Source organism: Alphaproteobacteria bacterium (genome assembly GCA_030740435.1).
In the GTDB taxonomy this organism is placed as follows: domain Bacteria; phylum Pseudomonadota; class Alphaproteobacteria; order UBA2966; family UBA2966.
The window spans coordinates 1-15,786 of the sequence record JASLXG010000198.1; the positions used below are offsets into that span (position 1 = coordinate 1).

14 protein-coding genes are annotated in these 15,786 nt (G+C 67.0%); 7 read left to right on the top strand and 7 right to left on the bottom strand.

Translation table 11 applies throughout. The features are described from left to right. Positions 1-316: 316 nt before the first annotated feature. Genes QGG75_18800 through QGG75_18830 form a run of 7 tightly spaced genes read left to right on the top strand, consistent with a single transcriptional unit; the run spans position 317 to position 6,750 of the window. Positions 317-1,219 carry a branched-chain amino acid ABC transporter permease gene (locus QGG75_18800; GenBank protein ID MDP6069277.1) on the top strand — a complete coding sequence of 301 codons (903 nt, stop codon included), beginning with the start codon at positions 317-319 and terminating at the stop codon, positions 1,217-1,219. After that, positions 1,219-2,157, top strand: coding sequence for a branched-chain amino acid ABC transporter permease (locus QGG75_18805; protein ID MDP6069278.1), 939 nt, complete (start codon positions 1,219-1,221; stop codon positions 2,155-2,157). The genes QGG75_18800 and QGG75_18805 overlap by 1 nt, the downstream gene beginning before the upstream one ends. A 3-nt stretch (positions 2,158-2,160) precedes the next feature. Beyond that, positions 2,161-2,937, top strand: coding sequence for an ABC transporter ATP-binding protein (locus QGG75_18810; protein MDP6069279.1), 777 nt, complete (start codon positions 2,161-2,163; stop codon positions 2,935-2,937). Continuing rightward, entirely contained in the window at positions 2,924-3,634 is a 711-nt protein-coding gene (locus QGG75_18815) for an ABC transporter ATP-binding protein (protein MDP6069280.1), read from the top strand. Before QGG75_18810 ends, QGG75_18815 begins: the two co-directional genes overlap by 14 nt. A 3-nt stretch (positions 3,635-3,637) precedes the next feature. Beyond that, complete coding sequence (locus tag QGG75_18820; protein ID MDP6069281.1) at positions 3,638-5,416, top strand: thiamine pyrophosphate-binding protein; 1,779 nt, start codon at positions 3,638-3,640, stop codon at positions 5,414-5,416. Between the two features lie 3 nt (positions 5,417-5,419). Then, complete coding sequence (locus tag QGG75_18825; GenBank protein ID MDP6069282.1) at positions 5,420-6,370, top strand: NAD(P)-dependent oxidoreductase; 951 nt, start codon at positions 5,420-5,422, stop codon at positions 6,368-6,370. Positions 6,371-6,384: 14 nt separating this feature from the next. Next, the gene (locus QGG75_18830; GenBank protein MDP6069283.1) at positions 6,385-6,750 is read left to right on the top strand and encodes a cupin domain-containing protein; all 366 of its coding nucleotides are present in this window, start codon (positions 6,385-6,387) and stop codon (positions 6,748-6,750) included. 13 nt (positions 6,751-6,763) lie between these two features. On the opposite strand, the gene QGG75_18835 is transcribed toward QGG75_18830, so the two are convergent. The 7 genes from QGG75_18835 to QGG75_18865 form a co-directional block, all read right to left on the bottom strand. Next, positions 6,764-8,287 carry an FAD-dependent oxidoreductase gene (locus QGG75_18835; GenBank protein MDP6069284.1) on the bottom strand — a complete coding sequence of 508 codons (1,524 nt, stop codon included), beginning with the start codon at positions 8,285-8,287 and terminating at the stop codon, positions 6,764-6,766. Positions 8,288-8,603: 316 nt separating this feature from the next. Then, positions 8,604-9,932 carry an MmgE/PrpD family protein gene (locus tag QGG75_18840; protein MDP6069285.1) on the bottom strand — a complete coding sequence of 443 codons (1,329 nt, stop codon included), beginning with the start codon at positions 9,930-9,932 and terminating at the stop codon, positions 8,604-8,606. Further along, entirely contained in the window at positions 9,929-11,353 is a 1,425-nt protein-coding gene (locus tag QGG75_18845) for an amidase (GenBank protein MDP6069286.1), read from the bottom strand. Before QGG75_18845 ends, QGG75_18840 begins: the two co-directional genes overlap by 4 nt. A gap of 29 nt (positions 11,354-11,382) precedes the next feature. After that, positions 11,383-12,879: a M81 family metallopeptidase gene (locus tag QGG75_18850; GenBank protein ID MDP6069287.1), complete on the bottom strand. Its 1,497-nt coding sequence runs from the start codon at positions 12,877-12,879 to the stop codon at positions 11,383-11,385. Further along, complete coding sequence (locus QGG75_18855; GenBank protein MDP6069288.1) at positions 12,879-13,880, bottom strand: ATP-binding cassette domain-containing protein; 1,002 nt, start codon at positions 13,878-13,880, stop codon at positions 12,879-12,881. The genes QGG75_18850 and QGG75_18855 overlap by 1 nt, the downstream gene beginning before the upstream one ends. Beyond that, complete coding sequence (locus tag QGG75_18860; GenBank protein ID MDP6069289.1) at positions 13,877-14,887, bottom strand: ABC transporter ATP-binding protein; 1,011 nt, start codon at positions 14,885-14,887, stop codon at positions 13,877-13,879. Before QGG75_18860 ends, QGG75_18855 begins: the two co-directional genes overlap by 4 nt. Next, the gene (locus QGG75_18865) at positions 14,884-15,783 is read right to left on the bottom strand and encodes an ABC transporter permease (protein ID MDP6069290.1); all 900 of its coding nucleotides are present in this window, start codon (positions 15,781-15,783) and stop codon (positions 14,884-14,886) included. The genes QGG75_18860 and QGG75_18865 overlap by 4 nt, the downstream gene beginning before the upstream one ends. Between the last annotated feature and the right edge of the window lie 3 nt (positions 15,784-15,786).

Genomic DNA, 15,786 nt, shown 5'->3' on the forward strand with positions numbered 1-15,786 from the left:
GGCATGACCATAGACACGCCGATGGGCAGCCTGACGGTCGACGCCAAGTCGCATCAGGCCAACACCGGGCAGTTCTGGGGTCCCATGAAGAAGCAGCCGGGCAAGAAGTACCGCATGATGGACCCGGTATCCTTCATTCCGTCGCCCAAATAGGCAGCACCAAATAGGCGGGGATTTTCCCCGCCTAACCTGATACCTACCGCAGTCCCTCCGGTCAGCGCGACCGGGGGGCTGCGGGACTGCCTATCGGGGGCCATTGGGGTTCCCCGTGGGGTCCCCAGTAGGGTCCCCAGTGGGGCCCATCGAGGGTAACTTCATGAGTATGCTTGCCAACCCGACATTCGTTTTCTACCAGTTCATGAATTCCATTTCGCTGGGCATGAACATGTTCATCATCGCTGCCGGGCTGTCGCTGATTCTCGGCGTGCTCAGGGTGATCAACTTCGCCCACGGTGCCTTTTTCATGTTCGGCGCCTACGTCTGCTTGTCGGTCGTCACTTACCTGAACGAGGCGGCCGGCAGCTTTTGGCTCGGCGTGGTGGCGGCCGCCGTGGTGCTGGCCGCCATGGCCCTGGTGGTCGAGCGCGGCTTTCTTCATTACCTTTATGAACGCGAACACCTGACCCAGCTTTTGTTCACTTTTGCCGTGGTGCTGATCATCGGCGACTTGGCCAAGATGATCTGGGGTGTCGACATGTACAACGTGCCCTACCCCTACGGCCTCGATGGCGCCGTGGACTTCGGCTTTGCCCTCTATCCGATCTATCCCCTGGTGCTCTCCGGCATCGGTGTGGCGGTCGCCGTGGGCATGTGGCTGGCGCTTTCCAAGACGCGCTGGGGCCGCATCATCCGGGCCGCGACGCAAGACCGCGAGATGCTGGCGGCGCTGGGCATGAACGTGCCCATGGTCTACACCGGCGTCTTCGTCATCGGCTCGGCCCTGGCCGGTATTGGGGGTGCTTTGGCGGCACCCAGGGTGGCGGTCTCGCCGGGCATGGACGCGACCATCATCATCGAGTGCTTCATCATCGTCATCATCGGCGGCCTGGGCAGCCTGTGGGGCAGCTTCCTGGGCGCCCTGGCGTTTGGTTTCGTGACCATGTTCGGCACCGTCATCTTCCCCGACTGGGAGTTGGTGCTGGCCTACGTGATGATGCTGGGCATTTTGCTGTGGCGGCCCTGGGGGCTGTTTGGACAGCCGGAAGAGGACAGCCACTGATGCAAGCGATACCCAAACGGCTGCTTCTCGGATCGGCGCTGGTGCTGCTGCTGCTGGCCTTGGTGCCGACGCTGGGCTCGAAATACCTGGTCGACCTGAGCACCGAGATCATGATCTATGTGCTTTTTGCTCTCAGCCTCAACGTACTGGTCGGCTATTCGGGCAACATCACTTTTGGCCACGCCGCCTACTTCGCGATCGGCGGCTACACCTGCGCCATCCTGCTCACCACCTACGGCTGGCCGCTGATCATCAGCTTCCCGGCGGCAGTGTTGCTGGCGGGCTGTGCCGCCGCCTTCGTCGGCTACTTCTGCATCAAGCTGACCGATATCTACTTCGCCATGCTGACGCTGGCTTTCGGCATGCTGATCTGGGCCATCGCCTTCAAGTGGCGCCCCGTCACCGGCGGCGATGACGGCTTTGTCGGCGTCGACGTGCCGGCCTTCATCGGCGACCGCTTTTCCTTCTTCTATTTCACGCTGGTGGTGGTGGGGCTGTCGGTGGCGCTGCTATGGCTGATCTGCCATTCGGCCTTCGGCCGCACCTTGGTGGCGGTGCGCGAGAACCGCATGCGGGCCGGCTTCGTTGGCGTCAATACGATGCGTTTGCGCCATGCCGCCTTCATCGTCGCTGGCACCTTCGCCGGCATCGCGGGCGCGCTGTTTGGCATGTACAACCACGGCGTCTACGTCGAATCGGCGTTCTGGACGGAATCCGGCCAGGTCCTGATCATGGCGCTGCTGGGCGGCCTCTATTCCTTCTTCGGGCCGGCGCTGGGGGCGGCCGTGCTCTATACCCTGCAGGTCGGCATCAACCAGTACACCGAATACTGGCCCATCGTGCTGGGCGTGATACTGCTGGCCATCCTGATGTTCCTGCCCGACGGCCTGATCGGCCTGGCCCAGAAGATCCGTACCCAGTTCATCCGCAAGGCCTGAGCCATGGCAGCAGAAATCGTCCTGGAAACCAAAGACGCCTTCAAGTCCTTCGAGGGTTTCGTCGCCATCCGCGACGTCTCGATCGATCTCAAAGAGGGCGAAAAACACGCCATTATCGGCCCCAACGGGGCCGGCAAGACGACGCTTTTCAACCTCATCACCGGCCATCTGAAGATGGACCACGGCTCGGTCCACTTCGGGGGCCACGACATCACCGGCACGGAACCGCACCAGGTCGTCAAGCTGGGCCTGGCGCGCTCGTTCCAGCGCATCAACATCTACCCCCGCATGACGGTCTTCGAGAACGTCCAGGTGGCGCTGATCGCCCGCGACGGCCGCTCGTTCCACATGTTCTCGCTGGGCTACAACCTCAATCGTGATGAAACCGGCGAGCTTTTGCAGCTGGTCGGCCTGCACGATACGGCCGACGAGATTGCCGGCGAACTGGCCTACGGCAAGCAAAAACAGCTCGAGCTGGCCATCTCGCTGGCCAGCCAGCCGCGGGTTTTGCTGCTCGACGAGCCCACCGCCGGCATGTCGCCGGCCGAAACCGTCCAGGCCATGGAGCTGATCAAGCAGATTACCGAGGCGCGCGGCCTGACGCTGCTGTTTACCGAGCACGACATGGGCGTGGTGTTCGGCATCGCCGACCGCATCTCGGTCTTGCATCACGGCGAGCTGATCTTTTCCGGGCCGCCCGACCACGTGCGCGAGGACCCGGAAGTCCGCCGCGTCTATCTGGGCGAAGATTACAAGGCGGAAGATCATGGCGCAGCTTGAAGTCAACGACATCCACACGTCGTACGGTCTCAGCGAGGTGCTGTTCGGCGTCTCGCTGATCGTCGAGCCGGGCGAGGTGGTGGCGCTGGTGGGCCGCAACGGTGTGGGCAAGACCACGACCATCCGCTCCATCGCCGGCCTGACGCCGCCCAAGCAGGGCAGCGTGCGCTGGATGGACCAGGACATCACCGGCCTGCCGAGCCACCGCGTCGCCAAGCTGGGTATCGGCTGGGTGCCCGAGGACCGGCGCATCTTTCCCGAGCTGACGGTCTGGGAGAACCTCGACATCGCCCGCCGGCCACCCCTCGACGGCAACGGCGTGGGCTGGGATGAAGAACAGGTCTTCGAGCTTTTCCCCGACCTCAAGGACATCCTCAGCCGCAAGGGCGGTGTGCTCAGCGGCGGCCAGCAGCAGATGCTGACCATCGCGCGGAGTCTGATGGGCAACCCCAAGCTGTTGCTGCTGGACGAGCCCTCGGAAGGCCTGGCGCCGCTGGTCGTCGAGAACTTGCGCGACAAAGTGCAGATGCTCAAGCAGGGCGGCATGTCGATCATCCTGGCCGAGCAGAACCTGGGCTTCGTGCTGCACCTCAGCGACCGCGTGCACATTCTGGAGAAGGGCGAGATCCACTATTCCGGCACGCCCGGCGAGCTGCGCGCCAATCCCGATATTCAGACCAAATATTTGACGGTTTGAGGGGTGGCGGTGATGAAGGGCGGTGAGCTGATCGCCGAATTCCTCAAGGCCGAGGGATTTCCCTACGTTTTCGGCGTCTGCGGCCACGGCACGGTGGGCCTGCTGGACGCCCTTTACGACGTGAGCGACAGCGTGCCCCTGATCTCGCCGCGCCACGAGCAGGTCGCCGGGCACATGGCCGACGGCTATTTCCGCGTCGCCCACAAGCCGGTGGCGACGCTGACCTCGTGCGGCCCGGGTTCGGCCAACATGGTCATGGCGCTGGCCAACGCGCTGGCCGATTCCTCGGCCTTCCTGGCCATAACCGCCAACGTGCCGACCCAGCAATTCAACCGCGGCCCCTTCCAGGAGATCCACCGCCACAACGCCGCCGATTTCCCGGCCGTGGTGCGCCCCGTGGTCAAGCGCAGCTTCCAGCCCACGCGCGTCGACATGCTGCCGCTGGCGCTGCGCCAATCAGTCGAGACCATGCTCGGCGGCCGTCCCGGACCGGTGCAACTGGATGTGCCCTTCAACGTCTTCCAGGAATCGGACGAGGTCGAGCTGGAGCGCTGCACCACCAATCCGCGCCGTGCTGGTGCGGCGCCCGAGGACATGGTCCGGGCCGTCGACATGCTGCTGGCGGCCGAGCGCCCGGCCGCCTTCATCGGCCACGGCGTTACGCTGGCCGAGGCCGGGCCCGAGCTCACGGCCCTGGCCGAGGCCCTGGAGCTGCCGGTGATCTCCTCGCCCAACGGCATGGGTTGCCTGAGTATGGACCACCGGCTTTCGCTGGGCTTCATCGGCCGCAACGGCGCCTTCCCGGCCAACCAGGTGGGGCGGCACGCCGATCTGGTGCTGGCAATCGGGGCGCGCTTCGACGACCGTTCGGCGTCCTCGTGGCTGCCCGGCTATTCCTGGAATTTTCCCTCGACCAAACTCATCCAGGTCGACGTCGACATCGACGAGATCGGCCGCAACTACAGCGCCGATCTGGGCCTGGTGGCCGACGCCCGGGTTTTCCTGCGGCAAATGCTGGCCGAGCTCGAAGGCCGCGGCGCGGCGCGGCCAGAGCGCCGCCGGTGGCTTGATATGATCGAAGGCTGGCGGGCCGAATGGCAGGCCTTCGTGGGGCCCAATTTCGACATCCATTCCTCGCCCGTGCGCCCCGAGCAGGTGGTCGCCGGCTGCCGCCGGGTGCTGCCCGACGAGGCCATCATCTCGCTCGATTCGGGCGTCCATCACAATTGGTTCATGCAGTTCTGGGAGGCCCGCCAGCCCCAGGCCATGCTCAACGCCTGGGGCTTTTCGGCCATGGGTTTCGGTGTCAGCGGCATCCTCGGCGCCAAGCTGGCCCGGCCCGAGCGGCCTTGTGTCTCGATCTGCGGCGACGGTGGCTTCATGATGACGCCGCACGTTCTGGCCACCGCCGTGGAATACGACATTCCCGCCGTCTGGGTGGTCTGGAACAACTTCGCCTGGGGCGCCATCCGCGACATCCAGTACGGCATGTTCGAAGGCCGCGAGATCGGTACCGGATTCTATGCCGGTGCCAACCGGACGCCTTACAACCCCGACTTCGCGGCCCTGGCCCGGGCCCATGGCGCAGACGGCGTGACGGTCAAGGATTCGCGGGATTTCGAGGGTGCCCTGGAAGCCGCCGTGGCCTCGGGCAAGCCTTGCCTCCTGGATGTCCACGTCGACGCCGAGGTCAGGCCGCCGGCCACCGGAAGCTGGCGCCTGCCGCCCCTGCCGGCCAAGGACCCGGTCTATGGCAAGCCGCTGACGGCCGAGGAGATTTAGCTTATGGCCAGGATACTGGTGACCGGTGCGGCCGGCTTCATCGGCGCCGAAGTGGTGCAGGCGCTGGCCGGCCGCGGCGACGAAGTCACGGCCTTCGATCTGGTGCTGAGCCCCAAGCTCGCGGCCCTGGAAGCGGCGCATTCCGGCGTTTCCGTGGTCCTGGGCGAACTCACCGAATGGCCGGCGCTATGCGACCTGATGCGGCCCCAGGCGCCCGACGGCGTCATCCATTGCGCCGCCGTGGTCGGCGTGCTGGCCTCGGTGCAGGCGCCGGCCAAGACTTTCAAGGTCAATGTCGAGGGCAGCTTGAATCTCTTCGAAGCCATGCGGCTCTATGGCGTCAAGCGCCTGGTGCACATGAGCACCGAGGAGACCTATGGCCATTTCCAGGCGCCCTTGATCGACGAGAACCACCCCCAGAACCCGATCATGGCCTACGGCATCTCGAAGCTGGCGGTGGAGCACCTGGGACGCAGCTACGGCGTGCTTTATGGCTTGGAGGTGATCAACACGCGGGTCTGTTGGGCCTATGGCCCGACGCTGCCCCGAGCCCGCGTGCCCAAGACCATCATCGACGCGGCGCTGGCCGGGCAGCCCTTGCACCTTCCCTGGGGCGGCGACATGGCCGTCGACCACAGCCATATCGACGACGTGGTGGCCGGGATTTTGGCCGCCCTCGACCTTGCCGAGCATCCCTTCGACGCCTACAACATCGCCAGCGGCGAGGCCACCAGCGTGGCCCAGATCGTCGAGATCGTGAAGCAACTGGTGCCCGGCGCCGAGCTCTCGGCGGCGGCCGGCGAATACCAGCACGGTGACACCGGCACCTCGGCCTTTGCCGTCGCCAAGGGAGCGCTGGATATCAGCCGAGCCCGCGAGGTGCTGGGTTATGCGCCCAAATTCGACATCCGGCGCGGCCTCGCGGCCTACGTCGATGCCCTCAAGAACGCCTGAGCCACGAGGTCCATATGTTCGAGCGCAACGGAGCCACGATTCGCAACATCGCCGAGGTGCTGTGGGAGACCCCGCCGGCGCACTACGACGCTCACTCCAAGATGCTGGTAACCCCGGCCAGCCACGCCACCAAGTTCCACGACTTCCGCATCTCGAGCTACCAGCCCAAGGGCTACGTGGCACCCCACACCCACCAGATGCAGGAGCAGATCTACCACTTCCTCGAGGGCGAGGGGCTGATGGAACTCGACGGCGAACGCCGCGTGGTGGGCCGCCACGACACCGTCTTCATCCCGCCCGGCGTCGAGCACGCGGTCTACAACTCGGGGCTCGTCGATCTCGTCTTTTTGGTCATAACCAGCCCACCGAGCGACGACTGATTAGCCGATTTCGCTACTCCAAATCCGCCGTCGTGACCTCGAAGGCGGCGCGCCGCCCGGCGCGGCGGCCCGAGGTGAAGGCCCAGGCCAGGTGGTGGCCGTGGCCCTTGAGCAAAAGCCCGCCCTGGCCCGTGGCACCGGCGGCGAATAAGCCCGGTATGGGCTGGTCGCCCTGGTCCAGCACGCGGTGCTCGCTGTCCACCACCAGGCCGCCCTCGTTGTGCACGAAGACGCTGCGCACCGGACCCAGGGCATAGAACGGAGGATTCTCAAGCTTGGGCCTTTGCTCGCCGAGGGCGGTGTTGTGCTCAGCGATAGCAGCTTCCAGAACGCCTGGCTCGACGTCCAGCTTGGCCGCCAACTGGGCCCAACTGGCCCCCGTGTTGTAGACATCGGGGCGGTTGCGTCGGTAATCGGCCATGTGAGCGTAGGCCACGCTGGGGGCGGTCGAGATGAAGTGGGGCCAGGCCGAGAATTTTTGCGCGATCTGTTCGTCGACGACGATGTAGCCGACCTTGTCGGGCTGGTCGGGAAGCGCCAAGGCCGGGCCGTCGAGCTCGTCGCAAAAGCGCTTGCCCAGCTTGTTGACCAGCACCGCACCCTCGTCGAAGAGCGCCGGCGTCGGTGCCAGGGCGGTGGTCAAGAAGCTCAGCACGAAGGGCCTGAGCAGCCACTGCGGCAGGTTGCCCATGGACCATTCCATCAGCGCCGCCAGCGGCCCCCAGGGTGGCAGGCGGCCGACCAGGCCCTCGCCCTCGGGCGCGATGAAGCGGATCTCCGGCCCCAACGCCTGGTCACCGTTGACGATGCGGCCGCCCAGTTCGATGGCCATGACCTGGCCGTCACCGGTGGCCGTGGGGTTGACGCCCTCGACCTTGGCCGCCTGGGCCGAGATGTATTCGGCCTTGAGCTCGGGGCTGTTGGTGAAGTCGCCGGCCGTCAGCACGATGCCGCCGCGGCCCAGGAAACGCTGGGTGCCGGCCGGCCCTGCGCAAGCCACGCCGATCACCCGGCCGCTTTCGACGATCAGGGTGTTGGCGCGCAAGTTCTTGCGCACATCGACGCCGTGGCGCCGGGCGTAGCGCTCGAGGTGGTAGATGTAGGCCTTGGAATTGGGCAGCACGGTGTGCATGCGCGGCTTGCGGTGCGGCGGCTCGGGCACCGGGCCGTGGAAGCGGATGCCCTTGTCCAAGAGCCACTGGAAGGTGTCCGGCATCTCCTGGCAAAGCAGCCAGCGCAGCTCTTCGTTGTCCAGGTGGGCCACCTCGGGGGCGAACTTGGGCATGTCCTCGAAGTGCTCGAGCGGGCTGTCCTGGATGCCTTCACGGTGCTGGTGGCGGGTGTTACTGGCGGTGATCGAGCCGATCGACCAGGCCGTCGAGCCGCCCAATTCGGGGTTCTTCTCCAGCAGCACCACATCACGTCCCAAGGCCCGCGCCTCGATGGCCGCCGCCAACCCCGTGCCGCCACCGCCGACCACCACCACGTCGACCTCGGCCGGTGCGCCCGCCTGCTCTGCCGCCGCCTTCCCGACCATGGCATCCGCCTTTCTTCAGGGACCGCCAGACTCCCCCCGCGATCCTAACCGAGATCACCCCAAACCCACAAAACCCGCGGTTTCCCGCGGGTTTCGGCCCCAGTCGGCCCGGGTGCGACGTACCTGCCCGAGCCCGGCCGCCGTGACGTTTGCCTCCCTGTTGAACTTGCCAGCCCGAATTCAAGTTCGGGTCATTTTTCGTCTCGAGGCGACCGGCTCATACTCTCTCGTGGGTGATTTCGGACTCTAACCTCATGGCAGCCCGCGTCAACGCATTTTTCGTGCGTTTTCGTCCCGCAACGTGAAACGATATTCGTTATTGCCTGGGAATGAGCCGGCGCACGTCGCCCAGGGTTTCGAGAGCCAAAACGTCGCCATGCACCTGGGCCGCCTGGTCCCGGCTCCAGGCCCGGGCCGTGAGCTCGAAATACTTCTCCTCCAGCTCGTCCGCCGCAAAGGGCAGCTCGGGCTCGCCGCGGGCGTTCTCCACGCTCTCCGTCCGGCGTCCGCCGCCCTGCCAGACCACCGTCACCCGGGCCGTCCGGCGCTCCGGCTCAGCCGCCGTCATAGCCGGGTCTTCGGTGAGTGAGATCCGCGCAGCCAATTCGAGTATCGCCGGGTCCGAGAATTTTTCCGCGGCGAAGGCGGCCGTGCCGCTGGCGCCGCTGACGATGCTGGTGGCCAGGGCGAAGGGGATGGAGAAACGGCTGGCCATGGCGTTCCTGGGCCGGGCCTCGTCCAGCGCCGCGGCCAGGCCATAGGTCTCGACCTCGATGGCGGCGATGGCGGCCGCTTCCAGCGGCTGCTGGCGGCCGATGGCGGCAAGGGCGTCCAGCGCGGCGTGGTTGTAGCGGCAGCAGGCGTGGCGCTTGAAGTAATTGCGCCGGATCTCCCAGCTCCCGCCCAGGCCGGCCGACAATATCTCGGGCCGCCAGCGCTCCGACAGCACCCGGCCGAACACCGCCCCCAGGGCGTCGCTCTCGCCGACGAATCCGGCTTCCACCAATTCCTGAACCTGAAGGCCGGTGCGCCCGGCGAAGCCGGCGAAGCTGTTGCGCACGGTGCCGCCCTCGAGCATGGTGCCGACGCTGGTGCCGAGACAAAGCGGAGCCGCCACCTCGAGGCTGCGGCGAAAGGCGCCGGCATCGGCGCCGGCCAATTTGGCCACGGCCACGGCAGCCCCCAGCGTGCCCCAGGTGCCGTGGGGGTGCATGGCGGGCCTGAGCTCGGCCGCCCGGCCCACCCGCACCGCCACCTCGTAGCCCAGCAGCACGGCCAGCAGAAGCTCGGCCCCGGATTTGCCCTGGCCCTCGGCGTAAGCCAGGGCCGCCGGCAGCACGTGGATGCCGGGATGGCCGCGGCAAAAGCGATGACCCTCGTCGACCTCGAGCACGGTACCGGCGGTGCCGTTGAGGAAGGCGGCGCGCTCGGGCGTGGTGCGGAGGCTGGTGCCCAGGACGCTGGCCGGGCCGGGGGTTGTGGGATGGCTGGCGAGCGCCGTGATCTCCGGCTCCAGCGATCCGGCGACCATGGCCGCGATGCAATCGGCGATGACCAGCCGGCTGTGGTCGAGATCCTCGGCGGCCACCTCGTCGAGCCGTGCCGCGGCAAGGAAGGTGGCCAGCTTGTCGAGGTCTTGGCTCACGCCGGTCGGCGCTCGAACCAGGGCCGGGCGCTCTCGAGTTGCGCCGCCAGGCGGAACAAGAGCGCCTCGTTGCCGTAGGCCGCGACCAGTTGCGAGCCCATGGGCAGGCCCGTCTCGCTCCAGTGCAGCGGCACGGTGCAGGCGGGCTGGCCGCTGACGTTGAAGAGCGAGGTAAAGGGCGAAAAGCCGAACAGCCGCTCGCGGTAGGCGGCCATGTCGTCGGTCTCGGTGGCGAGCTCGCCGATGGCCACCGGCGGCTTGGCCAGGGTCGGCGTGAGCAAGACGTCGTAGCGCTCGAAAAAGGGCGCGATGCGGCGGCCCGCCTTGTGCAGGGCCTGGATGGCGGCGGCATAGTCGGGCCCGCTGGTACGGCGTCCCGCCTCGACCATGGCCAGCGAGACTTTCTCGAGGTCGTTGCCCCCAGCCCGGCGGCCCAACTCGGCCTCGCGGCCGGCCACCAGGTTGGCGACGTTGGCCGAGACGATGGTCATGAAGGCGGTGCCGACGAGTTCGTCCTCGACTTCGGGCTGGTCCTCGACCACCTCGTGGCCAAGTTGGGCTAGCAACTTGGCGCTATCGACGACCGCCGCCCGCACCTCGTCGGCCACCGGCTCGGTATTGGGCCGCGTGGTCAACAGGGCGATCTTCAGTCGGCCTGGGTCGGCGCCCACTTCGTCGAGGAAGGGCCGCGCCTTGGCTGGTGCCACGTAAGGCGCACCGGCATCGGCGCCTTCGGTGGCATCGAGCATGGCGGCGCTGTCGCGCACGCTGCGGCTGATCACGTGTTCATGGGCCAGCCCCGACCAGCCCTCGCCCCGGTCGGGGCCCATGGGATTGCGGGCCCGGGTCGGCTTGAGGCCAAACAGGCCGCAGCACGAGGCCGGGATGCGAATCGAGCCGCCGCCGTCGCTGGCATGGGCCAGCGGCACCATGCCACTGGCCACCGCCGCCGCGGCGCCGCCCGAGGAGCCACCGGCCGTGCGCTCCGGATTCCAGGGATTGCGGGTGGCTCCGAAGAGGGTGGGCTCGGTCGAGACGTTGATGCCGAACTCGGGCGTCGAGGACTTGCCGCAGATCACCAGGCCGGCCCGGCGGTAGCGCGCCACCAGTTCGCTGTCGTGGTCGCTGTGCTGGTCGGCGAAAAAGCGTGAGCCGTTGCTCAGCACGCTGTCCGCGACCGGCGCGTTGAGGTCCTTGATCAATATCGGCACGCCCTTGAAGGGGCCGTCGGGAAGGCCCGCCGCCAGGGCCGCGTCAGCCTGGTCGTCGAGACGCAGGCAGACCGCATTGACGGCCGGGTTGCGCGCCTCGATGCGGCCGCTGGCGGCCTCGTAGACCTCCTCGGCCGTGACTTCGCCGCGGGCCACGAGTTCGGCCAGGCCCAGGCCATCGTAGTCTTGGTATTCGGCGAATGCCGCCATGGGCTCCTCCCTGCCGTCTTCTCCCGGCTCTAATCGGGGCTGTTGATGTTATCCAGCGGATAGATCGGGCGGCGCAGTTTCTCGAAGGGAAAGAGCTCGTAGTCCGAGCTGCAGACGCCGGGGCCGGCCACCAGCACGATGTGGGCGGCGAGCTCGCCAAAGCCCGCCCGGAAATGCTGGCGCGACTTGATGAGCAGGTATTTCTTGGCCCGGGGATCGATGCCGGCGTGGCTGAAGACGCCGGTATCGAAAGGCTCCATGCGCCTTGAACTGACCACGATCTCCATGGTTCCGGCCTCCAGCACGGCCGTGCGCCCCATATCCAGCGTCATGCCGGTCATCATCGGGCCGGTGACGGTGAAGCGACCGTCGGTGATGCGCCGCACCGCGCCTGAAATCGCCAACGGCTCGCCTTTCAGATTCATGGCCGGCACGTCGGTCTTGCCGCCGAGTTCCAGATCGACGGTTTGGCCCACCCCGGCGGCGATCATGCGCTCCACCGAGGGCGGGTCCCAGATGGGACCGACGGCGACGTCAACGAGACCCTGGCGCATGACCTCGGCCAGCACCGCCATGGTGTCCTGGTTGCCCCCGGCACCGGCGTTGTCGCCGTGGTCGACCAGCACGATGGGGCCGCCCTCGAGCTCTCGCGCCCGGGCGATCGATTCCGCCGGCGCTTCGATCTCGAAGACGAAATCGGCCCGGCGTTGCCAGGCCAAATCCATCAGCTCGGCCAGCAGTTCGCCGGCCGCCAGGTCGTCGCCGTCGCCGACCACCAGGCCCGAGAGCCCGACGTGGGGGATGTCGGCATGGGGAAAGCCGCCAAACAGCGAAGCCGCCAGCACCCGGCTGCTGGCCTCGGCCGCCATGGCGGCGTCCATGATGTCCTTCATGGGCTGCTGGGCCGGGGTCTGGCGCAGCATGTGGGTGATCATGGGCAACGAACGCCAGGCCATGCGCGGCCGAACCTCACCCGCCAGGGCGCGCATCAAGAGGCGCCCGGCGCGTTCGCCGGTCTGGTACATGTCGACGTGGGGATAGGTGCAATAGCCGGCGATCACGGTGGCGTTCTCGACCATGCGGGCCGAGAGGTTGGTGTGGAAATCGAGCGAGACGGCGATGGGAAGGTCAGGCGCGATGGCCCGCAGCCGGCTTAGCAACTCGCCCTCGCCGTCGTCATGGCTCTGGGAAACCATGGCGCCATGCAGGTCGAGCAAAAGCGCATCGCAGCCCGCCGCCACGGCCTCGGCGATGGCCGTCGCCACGTATTCGAAGGCGGCGTCGGCCACCGGGCCCGAGGGGTGGGCATTGGCGGCGATGGGGAAGACCAGTTCGGCACCTTGTTCGCGGGCGATGTCGAGGTAGGCGGCGACCGGGTTGTTGGTGCCCGAAAGCGCCGCGACCGCGGCCTCGCCGCCCGCCGGTTCGCCGCCTCCGGAGACGAAGTCGAAAGCTTCGAGAGGTGTTGGCAGCGGCGAGAAGGTGTTGGTCTCGTGGCGGAAGATGGCGGTGACGAAGCGCTTCATCAGCGCACCGGCGAGACCTTGTCGTCGGAGACCTGGTGGCAGGCAACGGAATGTCCGCCCAGGTCCCGCAGCAGTGGCGTCTCTTCGCGGCAGAGCGGCTCGGCGAAGGGGCAGCGAGCGGCGAAGCGGCAGCCCGGCGGCGGATCGATGGGGCTGGGCGGATCGCCCTCCAGCTTGATGCGGTCGCGGGCACCGCGCAGTGCCGGATCGGCCGAGGGCACGGCCGACAGGAGGGCGTGGGTGTAGGGGTGCAGCGGCTCCTTGAACAGCGTCAAGCGATCGGCCTGTTCGACGATCTGGCCCAGGTACATGACGGCGATCTCGTCGCAGACGTACTGCACCACGCCAAGATCGTGCGAGATGAAAAGGTAGGTGAGGCCGAATTCCTTTTGCAGCTTGATCAGCAGGTTGAGGATCTGGGCCTGGATGGCGACGTCGAGCGCCGACACCGGCTCGTCGCAGACGATCAGGTCGGGGTTGGTGGCCAGCGCCCGGGCCACACCGATGCGCTGGCGCTGACCGCCCGAGAACTGGTGCGGAAATAGCGCCTGCTGTTCCGGCCTGAGGCCGACGTTGCGGAAAATCTCGGCCACCCGTTCGTCACGTTCGCCGGGCTCGCCTATGTCCATCAGGTCCAAGGGCTCGCGCACGATGCCGCCGGCCCGGGTGCGCGGGTTGAGGGACGAATAGGGGTCCTGGAAGATGATCTGCATGCGCCGGCGCAACTGCCTGAGCTGGTCGCCCTCGAGCGTCGCCAGGTCGGCCTCGCCTAGCCGCATACTGCCCGAGGTAACCTCGACCAGGCGCAACACGGCCAGTGCCGTGGTGGTCTTGCCCGAGCCCGATTCGCCGACCAGGCCGAAGGTGGTGCCGCGCTTGACTTGGAAGGAAACCCCGTCGACCGCGTGGACCTGCGAGGGCTGGGCCATCATGTGCTTGCGGGGCAGCGGGAAGTGGACCTTGAGGTCGCGCACGTCAAGCAGGTTGTCGTCCGTGCTCATGCCGCCTCCTCGAGCAGCCAACACGCCGCGACGTGGCCCGGGCGCACATCGTGGGGTGGCGGCATGGCCTGGCGGCAGCGCTCCATGGCCTGGGCACAGCGCGGTGCGAAGGGGCAACCCGCCTTGCCCAGCTCGGTCAGCGCCGGCACCACGCCGGGGATCTCCATCAGGGGCTGGCGCTGGGCCGGCGGCTCGGCCAGCAGATGGGGCACGCAGACGATCAGGCCCTGGGTGTAGGGGTGCTTTGGGTTGGCCAGGATCTCGTCCACCGGGCCTTCCTCGACCTTGCGCCCGGCGTACATCACCACCACGCGTTGGGCCATCTCGGCGATCGCTCCCATGTCGTGGGTGATCATGATGATCGAGGTGCCGGTATCGGCCTGGAGTGCGCGCAGGAGATCGAAGATCTGGGCCTGCACGGTGACGTCGAGTGCCGTGGTTGGTTCATCGGCGATCAGCACGCGGGGCCGACAGGTCAGCGCCATGGCGATCATGACACGCTGGCGCATGCCGCCGGAAAGCTGGTGGGGAAACTCGGCGACGCGCTTTTCCGGGGCCGGGATGCCGACCTGATAGAGCATCTCGACGGCCCGGTCGCGGGCCTCGCGGGCCGATAGTCCTTCGTGCAGGCGGGCCGTTTCGGCGATCTGGTTGCCCACCGAATATACCGGGTTGAGCGACGTCATGGGCTCCTGGAAGATCATCGATATCTCGTTGCCGCGGACCTCGCGCATGCGGGGCTCGCTGGCTTCGAGCAGGTTCTCGCCGTCGAGCAAAATGCGGCCGGCGGCGATCTGGCCGGGCGGGATCGGCACCAGGCCCATGACGGCCAGCGCCGTCATGCTCTTGCCGCAGCCCGATTCCCCGACCACGCCCAGGGTCTCGCCCGGGGCCAGGGCGACGCTGAGGTCGTCGATCACCCGGGCCATGCCGTCGCGGGTCTTGAACTCGACCGCAAGGCCCTCGATGGCGAGCAGGGAAGGCTGGGGGGGCTGCTCTGGGCTCATCGCTCCCTCAGCTTGGGATTGAAGGCGTCGTTGAGGCCGTCGCCGATCAGGCTCATGGCCAGCACGGTGAGGAAGATGGCGACGCCGGGAAAGGTCACCATCCAGGGGTAGTCCAACAAAAAGTCGCGATTGTCGCCGATCAGCTTGCCCCAGCTCATGACGTTGGGGTCGGAAAGGCCGAGGAAACTGAGCGCCGCCTCGAAGAGGATGGCGATGCCCACGGTCAGCGCCGCGTTGACGATCAGCGGCGGCAGCGCGTTGGGCAGGATGACGCGCCAGATGATGCGCCGGTCGCGGGCTCCGATCGAGCGCGCCGCCTTGACGAATTCGAGTTCGCGAATGCGCATGAACTCGGCCCGGGCCAGGCGGGCGACGCCGGTCCAGCTGACCACGCCGATGGCGATGGCCACGGCCTCCAGGGTCGGTGAAAACAGCGACACCAGCACCATGGCCAGCAGCAAGGGCGGCAGCACCTGGAAGAACTCGGTCACCCGCATCAGGATCTCATCGACCCAGCCGCGGTAGTAGCCGGCCAGGGCGCCGATGGTCAGGCCGATGAAAATGGTCAGACCGGCGGCGGCGCCGCCAACCGCCAGGGTGGCGCGGCTGCCGTAAACGATGGAGACGAAGAGGTCGCGTCCCAGAGCGTCGGTACCGAGGATGAAGCCATCAGCGCCCGGTGGCGAGAACGGCGTCCAAACGATGTCGAAGGGATCGCCGCTGATCAGTACCGGCGCCAGCAGAGCCGATGCCACAATCAGCAGGAAAACCAAAAAGCCGGCGATGGCAGCATAATTGCGCGAATAGGCCTTGAGGAATTCGACGAAGGGATGCTCGATGCGAATGGGCTCGACATCTAGGTACTGGGGGGCGGGGGTTTGCTCGAGCTCTGCCATGGT

Coding starts and splice junctions, on each gene's coding strand:
- QGG75_18800 (MDP6069277.1), top strand. CDS start 317: ATGAGTATGCTTGCCAACCCGACATTCGTTTTCTACCAGTTCATGAAT.
- QGG75_18805 (MDP6069278.1), top strand. CDS start 1,219: ATGCAAGCGATACCCAAACGGCTGCTTCTCGGATCGGCGCTGGTGCTG.
- QGG75_18810 (MDP6069279.1), top strand. CDS start 2,161: ATGGCAGCAGAAATCGTCCTGGAAACCAAAGACGCCTTCAAGTCCTTC.
- QGG75_18815 (MDP6069280.1), top strand. CDS start 2,924: ATGGCGCAGCTTGAAGTCAACGACATCCACACGTCGTACGGTCTCAGC.
- QGG75_18825 (MDP6069282.1), top strand. CDS start 5,420: ATGGCCAGGATACTGGTGACCGGTGCGGCCGGCTTCATCGGCGCCGAA.
- QGG75_18830 (MDP6069283.1), top strand. CDS start 6,385: ATGTTCGAGCGCAACGGAGCCACGATTCGCAACATCGCCGAGGTGCTG.
- QGG75_18835 (MDP6069284.1), bottom strand. CDS start 8,287: ATGGTCGGGAAGGCGGCGGCAGAGCAGGCGGGCGCACCGGCCGAGGTC.
- QGG75_18845 (MDP6069286.1), bottom strand. CDS start 11,353: ATGGCGGCATTCGCCGAATACCAAGACTACGATGGCCTGGGCCTGGCC.
- QGG75_18850 (MDP6069287.1), bottom strand. CDS start 12,879: ATGAAGCGCTTCGTCACCGCCATCTTCCGCCACGAGACCAACACCTTC.
- QGG75_18855 (MDP6069288.1), bottom strand. CDS start 13,880: ATGAGCACGGACGACAACCTGCTTGACGTGCGCGACCTCAAGGTCCAC.
- QGG75_18860 (MDP6069289.1), bottom strand. CDS start 14,887: ATGAGCCCAGAGCAGCCCCCCCAGCCTTCCCTGCTCGCCATCGAGGGC.
- QGG75_18865 (MDP6069290.1), bottom strand. CDS start 15,783: ATGGCAGAGCTCGAGCAAACCCCCGCCCCCCAGTACCTAGATGTCGAG.